At 44.4% G+C, this 17,182-nt stretch carries 14 protein-coding genes and 2 tRNA genes; 11 read left to right on the forward strand and 5 right to left on the reverse strand.

The genetic code is table 11. The features are described 5' to 3' along the window. Positions 1 to 150: 150 nt before the first annotated feature. The 5 genes from R7Q09_RS15630 to R7Q09_RS15650 all read left to right on the forward strand — a co-directional run bounded on the left by R7Q09_RS15630 (position 151) and on the right by R7Q09_RS15650 (position 2,628). A tRNA-Asp gene (locus tag R7Q09_RS15630) sits at positions 151 to 227 on the forward strand. Positions 228 to 262: 35 nt separating this feature from the next. Continuing rightward, a tRNA-Trp gene (locus tag R7Q09_RS15635) sits at positions 263 to 339 on the forward strand. Between the two features lie 475 nt (positions 340 to 814). Next, positions 815 to 1,147 carry a DUF1904 domain-containing protein gene (locus tag R7Q09_RS15640; RefSeq protein ID WP_005381768.1) on the forward strand — a complete coding sequence of 111 codons (333 nt, stop codon included), beginning with the start codon at positions 815 to 817 and terminating at the stop codon, positions 1,145 to 1,147. A 12-nt stretch (positions 1,148 to 1,159) separates the two neighbouring features. Beyond that, positions 1,160 to 1,996: a penicillin-insensitive murein endopeptidase gene (gene mepA / locus R7Q09_RS15645; protein ID WP_005381766.1), complete on the forward strand. Its 837-nt coding sequence runs from the start codon at positions 1,160 to 1,162 to the stop codon at positions 1,994 to 1,996. Between the two features lie 323 nt (positions 1,997 to 2,319). Continuing rightward, positions 2,320 to 2,628, forward strand: coding sequence for a hypothetical protein (locus tag R7Q09_RS15650; protein ID WP_005381765.1), 309 nt, complete (start codon positions 2,320 to 2,322; stop codon positions 2,626 to 2,628). A gap of 42 nt (positions 2,629 to 2,670) precedes the next feature. On the opposite strand, the gene R7Q09_RS15655 is transcribed toward R7Q09_RS15650, so the two are convergent. The 3 genes from R7Q09_RS15655 to rdgC form a co-directional block, all read right to left on the reverse strand. After that, positions 2,671 to 2,925, reverse strand: coding sequence for a YfhL family 4Fe-4S dicluster ferredoxin (locus R7Q09_RS15655; RefSeq protein ID WP_005381763.1), 255 nt, complete (start codon positions 2,923 to 2,925; stop codon positions 2,671 to 2,673). A gap of 2 nt (positions 2,926 to 2,927) precedes the next feature. Further along, positions 2,928 to 4,328, reverse strand: a complete 1,401-nt coding sequence (yegQ, locus tag R7Q09_RS15660; RefSeq protein WP_005381754.1) for a tRNA 5-hydroxyuridine modification protein YegQ — start codon at positions 4,326 to 4,328, stop codon at positions 2,928 to 2,930. Positions 4,329 to 4,493: 165 nt separating this feature from the next. Continuing rightward, entirely contained in the window at positions 4,494 to 5,408 is a 915-nt protein-coding gene (rdgC, locus tag R7Q09_RS15665) for a recombination-associated protein RdgC (protein WP_005381753.1), read from the reverse strand. Positions 5,409 to 5,632: 224 nt separating this feature from the next. Here rdgC and phoB point away from each other — a divergent pair, with 224 nt between their 5' ends. The 3 genes from phoB to R7Q09_RS15680 are packed head-to-tail and all read left to right on the forward strand — an operon-like array spanning position 5,633 to position 8,620. Further along, positions 5,633 to 6,322 (forward strand): phosphate regulon transcriptional regulator PhoB, encoded by a 690-nt coding sequence (gene phoB / locus R7Q09_RS15670; RefSeq protein WP_005381752.1) that lies wholly within the window; start codon positions 5,633 to 5,635, stop codon positions 6,320 to 6,322. Between the two features lie 40 nt (positions 6,323 to 6,362). Next, positions 6,363 to 7,661, forward strand: coding sequence for a phosphate regulon sensor histidine kinase PhoR (phoR, locus tag R7Q09_RS15675; protein ID WP_005383667.1), 1,299 nt, complete (start codon positions 6,363 to 6,365; stop codon positions 7,659 to 7,661). Further along, the gene (locus R7Q09_RS15680; RefSeq protein WP_042521153.1) at positions 7,661 to 8,620 is read left to right on the forward strand and encodes a PstS family phosphate ABC transporter substrate-binding protein; all 960 of its coding nucleotides are present in this window, start codon (positions 7,661 to 7,663) and stop codon (positions 8,618 to 8,620) included. Before phoR ends, R7Q09_RS15680 begins: the two co-directional genes overlap by 1 nt. Positions 8,621 to 8,654: 34 nt before the next feature. Here R7Q09_RS15680 and ppx read toward each other — a convergent pair whose 3' ends face one another. Both ppx and ppk1 read right to left on the reverse strand, forming a co-directional pair. Then, positions 8,655 to 10,160 (reverse strand): exopolyphosphatase, encoded by a 1,506-nt coding sequence (ppx, locus tag R7Q09_RS15685; protein WP_054576950.1) that lies wholly within the window; start codon positions 10,158 to 10,160, stop codon positions 8,655 to 8,657. Beyond that, positions 10,144 to 12,234, reverse strand: a complete 2,091-nt coding sequence (gene ppk1 / locus R7Q09_RS15690; RefSeq protein ID WP_005381748.1) for a polyphosphate kinase 1 — start codon at positions 12,232 to 12,234, stop codon at positions 10,144 to 10,146. Before ppk1 ends, ppx begins: the two co-directional genes overlap by 17 nt. A 207-nt stretch (positions 12,235 to 12,441) precedes the next feature. Between ppk1 and R7Q09_RS15695 the strand changes: the two genes are divergently transcribed. From R7Q09_RS15695 to pstB, 3 genes are read left to right on the forward strand one after another with little or no spacing between them, the layout of a single operon-like run. After that, positions 12,442 to 14,646 (forward strand): ABC transporter permease subunit, encoded by a 2,205-nt coding sequence (locus R7Q09_RS15695; RefSeq protein WP_318070977.1) that lies wholly within the window; start codon positions 12,442 to 12,444, stop codon positions 14,644 to 14,646. A 30-nt stretch (positions 14,647 to 14,676) separates the two neighbouring features. Beyond that, positions 14,677 to 16,350: a phosphate ABC transporter permease PstA gene (gene pstA, locus R7Q09_RS15700; protein ID WP_151514535.1), complete on the forward strand. Its 1,674-nt coding sequence runs from the start codon at positions 14,677 to 14,679 to the stop codon at positions 16,348 to 16,350. 2 nt (positions 16,351 to 16,352) lie between these two features. Continuing rightward, positions 16,353 to 17,171 carry a phosphate ABC transporter ATP-binding protein PstB gene (pstB, locus tag R7Q09_RS15705; protein ID WP_005381745.1) on the forward strand — a complete coding sequence of 273 codons (819 nt, stop codon included), beginning with the start codon at positions 16,353 to 16,355 and terminating at the stop codon, positions 17,169 to 17,171. Positions 17,172 to 17,182 lie beyond the last annotated feature (11 nt).

Consider the following 17,182-nt stretch of genomic DNA (forward strand, 5'->3'; position numbering starts at 1 on the left):
ACTCAGAAGTGAAACGAAATAGCGCCGATGGTAGTGTGGGGCTTCCCCATGTGAGAGTAGGACATCGCCAGGCTTTAGTTTTATTTTCACTTTTTCGAAAAGTGAAGACAAAAGCGGACACTTGCTTATTAAAGCGAGTGATACCACTGCGGAGTGGTAGTTCAGTTGGTTAGAATACCGGCCTGTCACGCCGGGGGTCGCGGGTTCGAGTCCCGTCCACTCCGCCACTTATTTGAGCGTCGTCTCAATAAACACGAATTACAGGGGTGTAGCTCCAATTGGCAGAGCAGCGGATTCCAAATCCGCGTGTTGGGAGTTCGAATCTCTCCACCCCTGCCATACTCTAAAGCCTCAGCAGTAATGCTGGGGCTTTTTTGCATCTGAAGAAAAGAGAAGCTGACTAGTTGGAAGAGTTGTCGATTCCTCTGATACCAAAGTATCGGGGGGATTGAAAGCTCATATCTCCGGGATATTGGTCCACTTCACCTATCCCCCATATTCATAAGCTCTGGCTTAGGTCAGGGGCTCTTTTATTCCTAACGTATAGTTTCGACGTCAGGTGTATGTTTATCCAACGAATATGGCATACCTTTGCTTCAGATAGTTTTATTTTCTAGTAATGTAATTACTAAATGTTGATGTATCGCGTTGCTCTTTCTGTTTTACCTTCGAATTTCATAACACTTTTTCTTCGTTATCGAGCACATATGATTCACAATCTATTGAAAGGTCAGTGGTTACATTGGCTTGGATGATTACTGACTTGGTTCCTGTTATCATCATGCCTTAATGCTAATAATTAGGAAGTAAGTTTATGCCACATTTTCGATTCCGTGCTGTAGAGCCACAAGCTGTTCAGGCATTATCAAAACCCCTTACGGATGAACTTCAGCCTCTAATGGACTGTCCGCGTGAGGATTTTACTTTTGAGTATATCTACACTACGTTTTTCAATGAGGGTGAGGTGAGTGCTGCATATCCTTTTGTCGAAGTGCTTTGGTTCGACCGTGGTCAGGAAGTGCAAGATGAAGTTGCCAAGCTTATTACGCAACAAGTGCGCGGTATCGCTGGTGCCGATATTGATGTTGCAGTTATCTTTTCCGCCTTATCTCCTAAAGCTTATTACGATAATGGCGAACACTACTAAAGGTTAAAGGCTATGAGGCTGAGTTTCATTGTAACTTTGGGTTTATGTTTCTCAGCTTCAGTATGTTCTACTCCTTGGGAGTCTGCGGTTAATCCTACCCGAAACTCTTCCTCCTCTATTGGTAGTTATGCTAACGGTTGTTTAGATGGTGCATTACCCTTGCCTCTCGATGGCGTTGGTTATCAAGTCTTACGTAGTAAAACGAAGCGCTACTATGGGCACCCTAAAACGATAGAGTTTATTGAAAATCTGGCGCTTAAAGCTCACCAAAATCTCAACACCACTCTGCTGATTGGTGATTTGTCTTTACCTAGAGGTGGAAGGTTCTCCTCTGGTCATTCTAGTCATCAAACCGGGTTAGATATCGATATTTGGTTAAGACTTGCTGACCAACCGCTTTCTTATAACGAATTACAACTTCCTAAGCCCATGAGTGTGGTGGATTTAAAAGGTTATTCCATACTTAATCATCGCTGGGAAGAACGGCACTTTAAGCTAATTCGGTACGCTTCAAAAAGTAAGGATGTTGCACGAATTTTTGTACATCCTGTTATTAAGGAGCAACTTTGCTTGCAAGAAAACGGCAAAGATCGTTCTTGGTTACGTAAAGTACGTCCATGGTGGGGGCATCATTACCACTTTCACGTCAGGTTATCTTGTCCTGATTCGAGCGACTATTGTGTTGATCAAGCACCACCTCCAGTAGGTGATGGTTGCGGTGCTGAGCTTGCAAGTTGGGCCCCGAAAGCAAAACCTACTGATACCCCTCAACGGGTAAAAACAACCTCTAAGCCCAAACGAAAAAAAGTCGTTCCACCTCAATGCTTGCCGCTTATCAATCCTAATTAGTGTTACTCTTCAGGTTTATCTGTACTTGGTGATCTCTTTTATGAAACTGGAGAAACATCATACTTTTGTCTACATTGAATAGTACCAATACAAAAACTAACCCAATCAGTTTTGGGGACATATTATAGAAATCTAAATTAAACAAAGAGTTGTAGTATGGGTAAGTTGTAACTTCTCTGTTTAGAAAAAGATCTTTCGTCACGATACTCTGGTTTCTTAGCAATATGTCTGTCAGTTGGCTAAAAAGCGATAACAACGCAGACAAGTGTGTAAGGCAGGGATATACCCTTTTCCTGTTAGAAGAGTAAATCAAGGACAAAACCATGACTATGATTTGTGCAAAAGAATTTGCAGAGTGGTTAAGACACAGATTTAGCAGTGATACTAAAGGAGTCTCTTTGACTCGAGAGGATGTGAATCACCTGACTGGGCGTCAACGCCTTGATCCGGGTTTTGTTAATGATGTGCATTATGAGCTGATGCAATATGGAATGGCTTTCGTTACTGATACGAGCCGAGAAAACTTTTATTTAATACCTGTTTCTCAAGCGGAAAATTGGCGTGAGAGACTAGAGTATCATTTTGAAAAAGAGCTGTTCTGCAATATTATCCCTATTGAAAAATCAGGTTGAGAAAAGGTTCAACTTTGATGCCAAAGTTGAACCTAATTGCTCTTATGCTAACCCTTGAATAATCACGAATTTTTCAAGCAACTGCTCTTCAGTTTCGACATGGTTCGGATCAGTGATTATGCATTTTGTAATTGGACACACTGACTGACAGGTCGGCTTTTCGTAATGCCCCTTACACTCTGTACATAGCGCTGGATCAATTTCGAAAATGCTCTCTCCCATACTGATTGCCCCATTGGGGCATTCGGGATCACACATGTCGCAGTTAATGCATTTATCAGTAATGAGCAAGGCCATGGTTACTTACCAGTCGGGTTACGGGTGTCCTGCCCTGAGTTTAGATTACGCATTAATAGGCCATATTCTAAATCTAGCTCTGCTGGTACTGGAATGAATACAAAGTGACCGTTTCCTTTCGCGTCTTCAATAGACTCTGACTTGCGGTTTTCCATTGCCTCTAGCGTGAAAACAATATTGCCTTTTGGCGTCATTAGTTCAAGGCTATCACCGACAAGAAACTTATTTTTTACTTCTACTTCAGCCATGTCACCACGACGTTTGCCAGTGAATTCACCAACAAACTGTTGAGCATCAGAGACTGAGTAACCGTAATCGTAGTTTTGGTAAGTATCGTGTGTATGACGGCGTAGGAAGCCTTCAGTGTAGCCACGGTGAGCTAGGCTTTCTAGTGTACCCATTAGGCTTTCATCGAATGGTCGACCTGCTACAGCATCATCAATTGCTTTACGATAAACTTGAGCGGTACGTGCGCAGTAGTAGAACGATTTAGTACGACCTTCAATTTTCAATGAGTGAACACCCATCTTAGTTAAGCGTTCAACGTGCTGAACCGCTCGTAGGTCTTTAGAGTTCATGATGTAAGTACCATGCTCGTCTTCGTAAGCTGCCATTTTTTCTTCTGGACGGTGTGCTTCAGAAAGTAGAACGACTTCATCTGTTGGTTTGCCGCGACCAATTGTGGTTTCAGGACGCTCGTCTTGTACTTCGACAGGCTGTGCTTCCGTCGGGTCGAATTTCTCTACGATGTCACCAGCGTCGTTTTCTTTACCCTCTTCAACTTTGTATTCCCAGCGGCATGCGTTAGTGCAAGTGCCTTGGTTAGGGTCACGTTTATTGATATAGCCAGAAAGTAGGCAACGACCAGAGTAAGCCATGCATAATGCACCGTGAACGAATACTTCAAGCTCAGTTTCAGGGCAATGCTCACGAATTTCTTCGATTTCTTCTAGAGATAGCTCGCGAGAAACGATCACACGTTCCACGCCATTCGCTGCCCAGAACTTAACGGTCGCCCAGTTTACAGCGTTTGCTTGTACAGAAAGGTGAATTGGCATTTCTGGGAAAGCTTCACGAACCATCATAATTAGGCCTGGATCTGACATGATCAATGCGTCAGGACCCATCTCTACGATTGGCTTAAGATCACGGATGAACGTTTTTAGCTTCGAGTTGTGTGGTTGAATGTTACATACCACATAAAGCTTTTTGCCTAGGGCGTGGGCTTCATCGATACCGATTTTTAGGTTCTCGTGGTTAAACTCGTTGTTACGTACGCGAAGGCTGTAGCGAGGTTGGCCAGCGTAAACTGCATCTGCCCCGTAGGCGAATGCGTAACGCATGTTTTTCAGGCTGCCCGCTGGAGATAGTAGCTCAGGCACGAATGCTTTCTCAGTTGTCATTGCTCAATTCTCTTTTATCTGATCACAAGTCAGGCCAATTCCACCTAATGGAAATGGGGCGCAAATTTTACGTCAAAATGTGAACTGTGACTAGGGTAATTGTGCTTCAGATAGAAAAACGCCCTCAAAAAAAGTGAGGGCGTTATGGTTAACCTTTATACAATATTATGCGTTAGGATTCGGTAAGCCGCCTAGCGCATCGTATAAGTTGGGAAGGAAAGCACTGAACTCTCCACACATTAGAGAGAAGTCTGCATCAAATCGAGCTGCTTGATCTTCACGTGGAATATCATCGTTTTGATCTTTCAATTCATCAGAGAATTTTAGACGTTTGATGCCCGCATCTTCCGTCATAATGAACTCAATACGATCTTGCCAATTAAGCGCAAGTTTCGTCACGACTTTATCCGCAGCGATGTGGTTGCGGATTTCATCAGTGGTTAGCTCTTGCTTCTTACAGCGAATCACACCACCTTCTTCAAGTACGGATTTTAGCTCAGCTTCGTCCATCATGCTGATACCTTGAGGTGTGTCACCGCTTTTCACCCACTCGGTTAGCGTAGTTTCAATCGCCACTTCTGGAATAGCAGGAACAACAGGTAGACTACCCATGGTTTTACGAAGCAATGCTAATACATCTTCTGCTTTTTTATAGCTGCTTGCATCAACAAGGATAAAACCTTCTTTTGGCATGATGAGCACGTGAGTGTGGCTGCTGCGGCTGAATGCGCGCGGCAGTAAATCCATTACGATGTCATCTTTCAGGTTGTCTTTCTCTTTCTTCTTCAGAGGACGACCTTCTTGCGCTTCCATTGCTTCTACTTTTGCATTCAATGATTCTTTGATCACAGAGGCAGGTAGCATTTTCTCTTCTTTCTTGGCGCAAATCAGAATGCGGTTTTCTGACACGTGAGTCATCATATCGCCATGTCTACCCATTGCACTGACCCAGCCAAATTTCTGTTTGTCTTGACTGCCACACGGGGTGAATCGGAATTCAGACAGCTGAGTTTCTAGTTGTTCGGCGTTAAAAGTAACCTCGCGGTTAACGCGGTATACCAGACAGTTTTTAAACCACATAAATCTTCTCTAGGCTTGATGACAAGGGACTAATCATAGGGAATTTTTGTGCTGATGTCTTAATAGAAATGAAAAATATCCGAATGAACCTCAAAAGAAAGTTATATGAAAATTTGTTTTCAAAGGTCACAAAAGTGTCATAATTGGTAGTGATAATGCTTATGCATAGAGAGGCGCTTTGTCTCTTAAATTCATTAGCTCAACGAACATAAGGTTACTCAATTATGTCTAGAAGGATTCTGGTTGTTGAAGACGAAGCTCCTATTCGCGAAATGCTGTGCTTCGTACTTGAGCAGAAAGGTTACCAAGCGGTAGAAGCGGAAGATTATGATACTGCAGTAACCAAACTGGCTGAACCCTTCCCTGATTTAGTTTTACTGGATTGGATGTTACCAGGCGGTAGTGGCATTAACTTCATCAAACATATGAAGCGAGAGGAATTAACGCGCAACATTCCAGTTGTGATGCTTACCGCTCGTGGTGAAGAAGAAGATAAAGTGCGCGGTTTAGAAGTCGGTGCGGATGACTACATTACTAAGCCATTCTCTCCTAAAGAGTTGGTTGCACGCTTAAAAGCGGTGATTCGTCGCGTTACCCCGACTGCACTAGAAGATGTAATTGATGTACAGGGATTGAAGCTTGACCCTGTATCGCACCGTGTTACGGCTAATGATGCGCCATTAGACATGGGCCCAACAGAATTTAAGATGCTTCATTTTTTCATGACGCATCAAGAACGCGTATACAGCCGTGAGCAGCTATTAAACAATGTTTGGGGCACTAACGTGTATGTCGAAGACCGTACGGTCGATGTTCACATTCGCCGCCTGCGTAAAGCATTGGAAGCTGCAGGGCATGATAAGCTGATCCAAACTGTTCGTGGTGCTGGATATCGCTTCTCGACGAAGGCATAAATTAACACGCAGCTTATCGGTACCATTTCTGGAGTTATGAGTGGTTGAAAGATTAACGTGGAAAAAGCTGGCCTGGGAGCTGGCTTTTTTTTACACCCCATGGGTGATAGTAGGTTGGATATTCGGTTATATGCCGTGGTTGCTTTTGGCAGCTACGGCATTGCAGCTTGTGTGGCATTTGCATAACCAAGTACGTTTATCTTCTTGGTTATGGGATGAAAAACGCCTCACGCCACCGTCTGGTAGCGGTAACTGGGAATCTTTGTTCAATGGGTTGTATCGCTTACAACAGCGCCAACGCCGCAAACGAAAAGAGCTTACTAATCTTATTCGTCGATTCCGAAATGGTGCAGAATCGCTACCCGATGCGGTAGTGGTATTCCGTGCTGAAGGCAATATTGTTTGGTGCAACAAGCTGGCTCAGCACTTACTGGGCTTCCATTGGCCAGAAGATTCAGGTCAACCTATCTCCAATCTCATTCGTACACCTGATTTTATCAAGTACCTCAACAAGAAAGACTTTTCAGAGCCATTAGAAATGCGTTCACCACTCAATGTCGAACGCATGCTAGAACTACGTATCGTACCGTATACCGAAGGTGAACATTTGATGGTGGTGCGTGATGTTAGCCAGTTAAAACAACTTGAGGGAATGCGTCGCAACTTCTTTGCCAACGTATCTCATGAACTGCGTACACCAATGACGGTGCTACAAGGTTATCTTGAGATGACAGAAGATCCTGATATGGTCGTGGGTCCAATGTGGAGCAAAGCTCATGGTGTCATGACGGAGCAGCTCAACCGCATGAACAGTTTGGTGAACCAACTACTGACACTATCTAAAATTGAAGCGGCACCTATGCATGAACTTGAGGAAGTCGTGAATGTGCCTGCGATGCTTGAAGTGTTAGAAAAAGAGGCAGTTAGCCTTAGTGGGGACAATCAACATAAATTGAAATTTGATGTTGATGCTAGCCTACGCGTGTTGGGCGATGATGACCAGTTACGTAGTGCTATCTCTAACCTCGTTTATAATGCCGTCAAATACACGCCGCCTGGTGCAAACATTAATGTTCGCTGGTTCCAGACCTCTCAAGGCGCATGCTTAGAGGTGGAAGATAGTGGTGATGGTATTGAACCTCAGCACCTACACCGACTTACCGAGCGTTTTTATCGAGTGGATAAAGCAAGATCACGTGATACTGGTGGAAGTGGTTTAGGGCTAGCCATTGTAAAACACGCGCTGAGTCACCATGACTCTCATTTAGAAATTCACAGTGAAGTAGGTGTGGGCAGTAAGTTTTCTTTCGTATTGCCTGAGCGTTTGGTGGTGAAATAATGGCTTTACGATTGGCAAAAACATTCAGTTTATTCGCGCTTGTTTGTTCTTTTATGGCTGCCGCTCAAGATAAACCATTGCCGACTTATCATAAAACGACGGGGATTGTCGGGAACTTGCTCTCTGTTGGCTCCGATACACTTGCGGGTATGACAACGCTTTGGGTTGAAGAGTTTAAATCCATTTACCCGAATATTAATGCGCAAGTCCAAGCATCTGGCTCTTCTACTGCCCCTCCAGCATTGACCGAACAAACAGCGCAGTTTGGTCCCATGAGTCGCCCTATGCGTTTAAGAGAGGTTGAAGCATTTGAACGTGAACATGGCTATAAGCCAACGGCGCTTAGGGTAGCCATCGATGCAATCGGTATTTTTGTTCATCAAGATAACCCAATTCAAGGTCTTAACTTTAGTCAATTAGATGCTTTGTTTTCTGCCACGCTACGCTGTGGCGAAAGTCAATTTGTAACAAACTGGCAGCAACTCGGTCTTGAATCACAGTGGGCAAAGCGAAACGTCCAGTTGTTTGGTCGTAACTCCGTTTCTGGAACTTATGGTTACTTCAAAAGTAATGCCTTGTGTGGCGGCGATTTCAAGACCCGAGTTAACGAGCAGCCAGGCTCCGCGTCAGTTGTGCAAGCTGTAGCGTCAACCATCAGTGGAATTGGTTATTCCGGTGTCGGTTATCGAGTGGCAGGTGTGCGCTTAGTCCCTGTGGCTAAAATGGGAAATGACTACGTGACTCCAACGCGAGAACATATTGTTAGTGGTAAGTACCCACTATCACGTTACTTATATGTTTACGTGAATAAGCACCCTGATTACCCATTAACACCAATTGAAGCTGAATTTATTCGCTTTATCTTTTCTGCTCAGGGACAAGCGTTGGTTGAGAAAGATGGTTATGTGCCCATTACGGCAGATTTTGCAGAAGAAGAGTTAAAAAAAGTCGGCCTGTAAGCCGACTTTTTATTTAGGTATGGACTGTACGAGATCAGAAAGTGAGTGTCCACTTCGCGCTGTCCCAACGTTCTTGTTCTTCCTGTAAATCCGCGTGAAGTAATTTATTGTTTTCTAGCCATGCTTCATCTGTGCATGTGAGAATCCATTCGTCATTTTTGATAGATAAGGTGATATCAGGCAATGGATCTTCATTACGCTGCCCATTTAATACGATAGAAAGTCGTAATATTTTGATGAGGCTTATAACGTCACTCTGTTTATAGAGGTTGAAATCTGGTAGTTCTTGCAATTTGAGCGCTTTACGCTGGAAGCGAGCCAATGTTGCAAGCACTAATTGCTGCTCACGGTTGAAGCCTTGTAGGGTGGAGTGCAACAGAATATAAAAAGAGTGGCGATGGAAACTACGCAAGTTGATACTTAATCCGACTTCATGAAGCAACGCTGCCCACTCTAGTAAGTCAAATAATTCACTCTTTTTCTTAATGCCTAGTTCAGAGCGTACCTGACATAACATCTCACGTGCATGCCCCTTAACACGAGCGGCATGTTCTAAGTCGACTCGGTGCTTGTTGGCTAAATTTTCTGTGGTGCGCATGCGAATATCGGAGCGTGCAAAACGCTCTTCCATTTCGTACAACAGGCCTTCGCGTAGAGCACCATCGGAGAAAAACATTTGCTCAATGCGAAGCGCTTTGAAAATCGCGGACAAAATCGCTACGCCTGCTGCGAATACGGGTTTACGTTCTTCTGTTAGACCCGCCAGCTCAATATCTTCAATGGAATCAAATTTACACAGAGTTCCGATAAGTGTATCCAGTCGACTCGCTGTGATCAGGCCATCTTCAAAACCTAATCCTACTAGCACTTCTTGAATCGCTTTGATGGTTCCTGATGAGCCGAGAGCAATATCCCAGCCCTTTTTACGATATGTTGAAGCGATGGACTCGAGTTTTTGTTCGGCAGCTAACATCGCCTTGCTGAAGTTTTTTCCTGACAGTTTGCCGTTTTTAAAGTATTGCTCTGTAAAACTGACGCATCCCATCTGTTTACTGTTGAGAAGCTCAGGCTCAAATTCTTGTCCAATAATCATCTCGGTACTGCCGCCTCCGATATCGATGACTAGTTTGGAGTTGGATTCTACTTGAGTGTGCGCGACGCCTAAGTAAATCAGGCGGGCTTCTTCTTCTCCAGGGATAATTTCTATTGGGAAAGGCATCACTTCTTTCGCACGCTCGATGAAAAGGTGGGCATTTTTAGCGCGTCTTAGTGTGTGTGTGGCGGCGATACGTACATTTGACTCATCAAGCCCTTGCAACCTTTCAGCGAACATGGCTAAGCATTCTAGCGCACGCTCCATTGCGGCGTGACTTAAGTTCAATTCACTGTCGAGTCCTGATGCTAAGCGAACACGTTGTTTATGACGACTAACCAGTTGTAGGTCACTGCCGACAACTTTGGCCACCACCATATGGAAACTGTTTGAGCCGAGGTCTATCGCGGCAATGTAGCGAGTATCTTGTTCAAGTATTTGAGGCATCTGAATTTTGTTTTCTAGTTTGCTTTTCTATATTTTTAAGATAGTCATAGATAGCGATTTGAGAGCGAACTTTTTTGCGATTACCTCGTGGTACGTAAGCGTTACTCATTTCTTTATCTATTAAACGAGCCTTTACTGTATCGGTAAAATGGATATTCGTTATATCAATAATTCTCTGTTTCAAACGTGGATCACGGACTGGTACTGCTACCTCGATACGGTGATCAATATTTCTTGTCATCCAGTCTGCGGAGGAGATATAAACTTGCGGATCGCCATCATTGTGGGTGATCACCACGCGAGGGTGCTCAAGAAAGCGGTCAACAATACTGATGATGCGAATATTGTCGCTGATCCCCTCAATGCCCGGTACTAATGAGCACATGCCTCGAATGATCATGTTTATTTTTACACCGGAAGTACTTGCTCCATAAAGCTTATTGACGATGCCTTTATCGACTAGGTTATTGACCTTGATCGTAAGAGCGGCTTTTTTCCCTAGCTTGGCATTCGCAATTTCATTATCGATTAAGCGGTAGATTTGGGTTCGAGAATTACGAGGAGATACCATAAGGTGATTGAACTTCACTGGTCGGTATGGATTCTCAATGTAACCGAAGACATTACGGACTTCATTAGTGATTTCTTGATCTGCCGTAAGCAGGGAGAAGTCGGTATAAATTCGTGCCGTCTTCTCATGGAAGTTGCCTGTGCCGATGTGTGCGTAGCGAATAATTTCTTCACCTTCGCGGCGGCTAATCATCAGTAGCTTTGAGTGAATCTTAAGACCAGGCGCACCAAAGATGACGTGCACACCCGCTTCGGTTAATACTTTTGACCATTCGATATTGGCTTCTTCATCAAAGCGAGCTTGCAGTTCGACGACCACAGTGACATTTTTGCCGTTGTGCACTGCATCAATTAAAGAGTTCATCAAGCGAGAATCTTTCGCGACGCGATAAATGTTAATCTTGATACTAAGTACTTTGGGATCGAAGGAGGCTTGGCGCACTAACTCACTAATGTGGTCAAAAGTGTGGTAGGGATAATAGAGCAGAATATCTTTCGCTTTAATCGCGTCAAAGCTGTTGGCATAACCTTCGAAATCGGCACATTTCATTGGCGGGAGAGGTTTATTTTCAAGATACTCTCGTCCAACATTTGGAAAGCCGATGAAGTCTTTAAAGTTGTGATAGCGTCCGCCGGGGATAAGGTTATCGTAGTTAGAGATATTAAGTTTGTTACACAGAAACTCTAACATTTGAGGCGGCATATCGCGTTCGTAGACGAAGCGAACGGGCTTTGCTGTCAGTCGCTGATTGACACCCTCTGACATTTGTTCAAGCAAGCTGTACTCGATTTCATTGCGTAAATCGTATTCAGCGTCACGCGTCATTTTCATCGCATAGCCGCTAAGCTCATCATAATCAAAAAAGCCTTTGAACAGCTCGTCCAAACAGTGGCGGATAATATTATCAAGTAAGATGATGGTTTTTCGACGCTTTCCTTTCTGTTCTGGTACCATCACAAAGCGGGGAAGGTGATCGGTCGGAATTTCGATCAGAGCGTACTGGTAATGTTCTTCTTTACGCAGTTCCACGGCGATGTAAGCGTACTCGTCTTTGAGAAATTGCAGAACATCGATCTCGTCTTTCATTAGGAGGGGAGTGATATGCGGCATTACCTCTCTACGGAAGTATTTCGCGATCCACTTTTGTTGCGATTCATCCAGTTGTTGTTCGTTGACCAAGAAAATGCGACGTCGCGCCATTTCTCGAATCAACTCGCTGTAAAGCTCATCAAATTGTTCGTTAAGCTTTAGTGCTTTCGACTGCATTTTGGTTAACAGTCGTTTAGGGCTATCACTGCCACCGCGCTCTTGGCTGATTAGGATTCTGCGCTTCACGTCCGCAAAGCGTACTTTGTAAAATTCATCTAAATTGTTGGAAAAGATCCCAAGAAAGCGAATACGTTCGATCAAAGGGACGGTTTTATCGGCAGCTTCTTGTAATACTCGTTCGTTGAAAGACAACCAACTCAGTTCTTTTTCTATATATAGTTTTTCTGCGCTCATAACCTTACCTAGCCAAAAGTGAAGTATTACGTACTCATCTTGGAAAAATGGATGAGTGAGAACATTATGAGATTTTCATTACAGATTTATTTCATACCACGCATTGCATAAGAGTTGTATTCTTTTCAGGTGTTTAATGTGATCTGTAATATAATTGTCATCTTAACGACATATTCTAGTACTAAGTCAAAAAAGGTAGAGATTTAAATGGCACAAGCCGAGTTTTCATTGCAGGAAAAAGATAAGAAACGACTGATAAAAGATCGTTTAGTTCGACTTGCAGTGACATCCGGTGGTGTCGGCGTACTCGCGGCGCTTATTTTGATCTTTGTCTACCTCGCCATGGTGATCATTCCGCTTTTTTCTGATGCGGAGATCAAAACCAACCAAGCCATTCGAGCCACTCATATTGAAACACCACTTGCGATTTCAGTGGATGATTACGCTCAGCTCGCGTTCGTTCTAACCCAAAGTGGTGAGATTCAATATTTGTCGATGGACGATCCTACGAAACCTGCGGTGTATACACAGCAAATCGCCCAGAAACCCGTCGCTTTCTCTCAATCTGCTCCTGGGCTAGGTTGGTATGGATTTGTTGATGGGCAGGGTAAAGCGAACCTTTTCAAGCCAGAATTTAATGCCACGTTGAGAGAAAATACACGTCCTCCGGAAGTGATTGAGCTAGACACCAGCATGGATCTGACACTAAGTACGCCTCAAGATCCTGTGACTCAGTTTGTATTTGCAGCTTCGACGCCCTTACCAACGGTTGTTTGGCAGACGCAAAGTGGTGAAGTGAAAGCTCGCTGGCAAGTGGCTTCGTCTTTGGGTACGTCTCCTGCAACGATCGATTTTACGTTCTCTTCAGGCTTTAATACGCCTCAGCAAATGTTGTTGACACCTGACGGTGAAACGCTTTATTTGCGCGATGGCTCTGAGTTGATAGTGTTAAAGAAAACCGCACGTAAATTTGCTGTGCGAGAGGTGGTCGATCTCACTCAAGGTGATAAGAAGCATTCCGTTCGTACGATAGACTTATTGGCTGGTGCTTACTCGCTTTTGGTGACGCACAACGATGGTCGGGTGTCGCAATGGTTTGATACGCTGCAAGAAGAAAAACGCACGTTAACGCATATTCGTGATTTTAAATTGGCATCAGAGCTTAAGTATTTGTTGCCGGATTCTCATCGAAAAGGATTTTATAGCTTTTACACCAACGGCACGCTGCAAAGCCATTATACAACCAGTGAAAAACTGGTGTTGTTTAAGCGTGCGTACAATCAAGCGCCCGCAATCGCAGCAATGTCTAACAATGAACGCTACTTAATCACTTGGCAAAATAATGCGTTAAATGTTGCGGAAGTGGACAATGCCTATCCGGAAATTTCATTGTCTTCATTATGGCAAGAAGTGTGGTACGAAGGGTATCCTGAGCCTGAATTTGTGTGGCAATCGACTTCGGCGAGCGATAACTTTGAGGCTAAGTTCAGCCTAGTACCTATTGCGTTTGGAACGATAAAAGCGGCGATGTTTGCGATGCTGTTTTCAGTACCACTCGCAGTGCTAGGTGCTATTTATACGGCTTACTTTATGTCGCCACGCATGCGTCGTGTAGTAAAACCGTCGATTGAGCTAATGGAAGCACTGCCGACGGTGATCATAGGTTTCCTCGCGGGATTGTGGTTCGCGCCTATTGTCGAAGATCATTTGATTACGATCGTCGTTATGCTGTTTGTTTTGCCCTTGAGCACCATGATTATGGGCGGGCTATGGGCATTAATACCGCAACCTTTGCGGAATCGTCTGCCTAATGGTTGGCATGCTTTAGTGCTCATGCCTGTCATATTGGTACTGATTGGGCTTGGAGTGTGGATTTCGCCTACGATTGAGCAGACGTTCTTTGGTGGCGATATGCGCTTATTCTTAACCGAGCATGGTATTGGTTACGATCAACGCAATGCATTGGTGGTGGGGTTAGCGATGGGGTTTGCTGTTATCCCGACGATTTTTACCATTGCCGAAGATGCCATTTTCTCTGTACCGAAGCATTTATCGGATGGCTCTTTGGCATTAGGGGCCACGCCTTGGCAAACTTTAATCTATGTTGTCTTGCTTACTGCAAGTCCAGGTATTTTTTCTGCCATTATGATGGGCCTGGGACGCGCTGTTGGCGAAACCATGATTGTGTTAATGGCAACGGGCAATACGCCATTAATGGATTGGAATATTTTGGAAGGATTGCGCAGCTTATCGGCAACCATCGCCGTTGAGTTGCCAGAGTCGGAAGTTGGAAGTTCGCATTATCGCCTGCTGTTCCTAGCTGCATTGATTTTGTTTGTGTTTACGTTTGCAGTAAACGCGCTTGCGGAGTGGGTTCGTCAGAGACTGAGAGATAAGTACCGTGCGTTGTAATAATGGTTTGAATAAAGAGCGAGTAATAACGTGTTAAATTGGATTCGTTCTGGCGCACCGTGGATATGGCTAACAGGCGGTGCAGTCAGCATCAGTTTGTTGTCGGTATTAGGGTTGTTACTCCTTATCGGCTGGAAAGGCCTGACTTACTTTTGGCCAGCGCCCTTGTATCAGTGGAATGTTGCAGCGCTGACTCCTGTACAAGGCGAGGTGCTACATGAAAATACTATTCTTATTGGTCAAGTGTATGAGCGCAGCTTTGTACCGAAGAGTTATTTGCCTGAAAGCGCAGCACAACAGTTAGAAGACGATGAAGATTTTGCCACGCGACTCAACATCAAAATCGCTAACCGAGAGTTGTATCCCGCCGATTTTATCTCCGTATTGCAAATGCAGTTGGATGAGCCCACGACGCCAAAAGAGTGGGCGGTGATAGAGCGCAGTAGTGGTGGTTATTTCTTTGGTAAGCTGGTGGCGTTTCAAGATGGCGATAATATATACACCAGTGATATTCAATCGGTACTAAATAAAAAGCTTGATGATGCAGAAACTCTGCGCCATGAGATTGATTCTTTGGTGGTCGATCAGCTTAAAGAGCTTGGTTGGAAGCTAGAGCAGTTGCGATTAGAAAAGCGCAAGCATGAATTGAATGACACGCTGACAGAAAGCTTCTTAAAGGAAAATCAGACGAAAAAAGAGCAGATAGAAAAAGCGCTTGCGACGTTAGATTTGCAACTTGATGGTTTACGACTTCAGCTCTCTGACTATGCCTTGATTGCCGAGGATATGACGGGGTCACAAGTATCGATTCCGCTCGAAGATATTTTGGACTACTGGTATCCAAACCAAATGTCACTGCCTGATAAAGTCATGCATTGGGGAAAACAGGTTTGGAAGTTTTTATCTGAAGATCCAAGAGAGTCTAACTCCGAAGGAGGCGTGTTCCCTGCGATATTTGGTACGGTTTTCTTAGTACTCATCATGTCGATCATTGTGATGCCACTCGGGGTGATCGCCGCTATCTATCTACATGAATATGCTAAGAATAACGCTCTAACCAGAGTTATTCGTATTGCGGTTATAAACCTAGCGGGTGTTCCATCGATTGTTTATGGCGTGTTTGGTTTAGGTTTCTTCGTTTATACGATTGGTGCCTCTATCGACAACGTATTCTATGCGGAGAAGCTACCGGCACCAACCTTTGGTACGCCGGGTTTGTTATGGTCTGCACTAACTCTTGCCGTGCTGACGCTTCCAGTTGTGATTGTGACGACTGAAGAAGGTTTAACTCGTATTCCGAGCTCAGTACGACATGGTTCTCTGGCGCTTGGTGCAACTCAGTTCGAAACACTATGGCGTGTGGTTTTACCTATGGCGACGCCAGCTATTATCACAGGTTTGATCCTTGCGATTGCACGTGCAGCTGGCGAAGTAGCGCCACTGATGCTGGTGGGGGTCGTGAAATTGGCATCCAGTTTACCGGTTGACGGACAATTCCCTTATGTGCATTTGGATAGAAAGTTCATGCATTTAGGTTTTCACATTTACGATGTTGGCTTTCAAACCTCCAACATCGAAGCGGCGCGACCATTAGTTTATGCTACCTCTTTCTTACTCGTGACAGTGATTGTCGGGCTAAACTTAACAGCAATCAGTATTCGCAATAATTTACGAGAAAAATACAGAACGTTAGGACAAGATTAAGTATGTTTAATTTTGATAGTACATTAGGTTATGAGCCACCATTGGATGTTCATAATTTAACGGATGAACAAACAGCCATCTCAATCGAGAACCTTAATCTGTTCTATGGTCAAACTCAGGCGCTGCATGATATTTCGATGCGAATTCCCAAAGGGCGAGTCACCGCTTTTATCGGTCCTTCAGGGTGTGGAAAGTCGACGTTATTACGTTGCATCAATCGCATGAACGACTTAGTGGAAGGATGTCGAGTCACAGGCAAAGTGCGTCTCCATGGCAAGAATGTTTATCATCCTAATGTCGATGTTGCGACACTTCGACGCCGAGTGGGGATGGTGTTTCAAAGACCCAATCCATTTCCTAAGTCTATTTATGAAAATGTAGTTTATGGCTTACGCTTACAAGGTGTAAAAAACAGCCGCAGTTTAGATGACGCAGTGGAGCGATCCTTGCGCTCGGCGGCGTTGTGGGATGAGGTAAAAGACCGCTTGCATGAGAACGCATTTGGCTTATCTGGGGGGCAGCAACAGCGCTTGGTCATTGCGCGCGCGGTGGCGATTGAGCCGGAAGTCCTGTTATTGGACGAGCCAACATCAGCGTTGGATCCAATCTCAACTTTAACTATTGAAGAGCTTATCAATGAGCTGAAGACTCAATATACTGTCGTTATCGTTACCCATAACATGCAACAAGCGGCGAGAGTGAGCGATCATACTGCATTCATTCATATGGGTAAGTTAATTGAATACTCTGACGCGGACTCGATCTTCACTTCGCCAATGAAGAAACAGACCGAAGATTACATTACGGGTCGCTACGGTTAAGTCGCGACTCT

It is taken from the genome of Vibrio sp. 2130-1 (assembly GCF_033339515.1).

What these genes read in the sequence shown, in the direction of transcription:
- R7Q09_RS15640 (WP_005381768.1), top strand. Translation starts at nt 815, where the DNA reads ATGCCACATTTTCGATTCCGTGCTGTAGAGCCACAAGCTGTTCAGGCA.
- mepA (WP_005381766.1), top strand. Translation starts at nt 1,160, where the DNA reads ATGAGGCTGAGTTTCATTGTAACTTTGGGTTTATGTTTCTCAGCTTCA.
- R7Q09_RS15650 (WP_005381765.1), top strand. Translation starts at nt 2,320, where the DNA reads ATGACTATGATTTGTGCAAAAGAATTTGCAGAGTGGTTAAGACACAGA.
- R7Q09_RS15655 (WP_005381763.1), bottom strand. Translation starts at nt 2,925, where the DNA reads ATGGCCTTGCTCATTACTGATAAATGCATTAACTGCGACATGTGTGAT.
- yegQ (WP_005381754.1), bottom strand. Translation starts at nt 4,328, where the DNA reads ATGACAACTGAGAAAGCATTCGTGCCTGAGCTACTATCTCCAGCGGGC.
- rdgC (WP_005381753.1), bottom strand. Translation starts at nt 5,408, where the DNA reads ATGTGGTTTAAAAACTGTCTGGTATACCGCGTTAACCGCGAGGTTACT.
- phoB (WP_005381752.1), top strand. Translation starts at nt 5,633, where the DNA reads ATGTCTAGAAGGATTCTGGTTGTTGAAGACGAAGCTCCTATTCGCGAA.
- R7Q09_RS15680 (WP_042521153.1), top strand. Translation starts at nt 7,661, where the DNA reads ATGGCTTTACGATTGGCAAAAACATTCAGTTTATTCGCGCTTGTTTGT.
- ppx (WP_054576950.1), bottom strand. Translation starts at nt 10,160, where the DNA reads ATGCCTCAAATACTTGAACAAGATACTCGCTACATTGCCGCGATAGAC.
- ppk1 (WP_005381748.1), bottom strand. Translation starts at nt 12,234, where the DNA reads ATGAGCGCAGAAAAACTATATATAGAAAAAGAACTGAGTTGGTTGTCT.
- R7Q09_RS15695 (WP_318070977.1), top strand. Translation starts at nt 12,442, where the DNA reads ATGGCACAAGCCGAGTTTTCATTGCAGGAAAAAGATAAGAAACGACTG.
- pstB (WP_005381745.1), top strand. Translation starts at nt 16,353, where the DNA reads ATGTTTAATTTTGATAGTACATTAGGTTATGAGCCACCATTGGATGTT.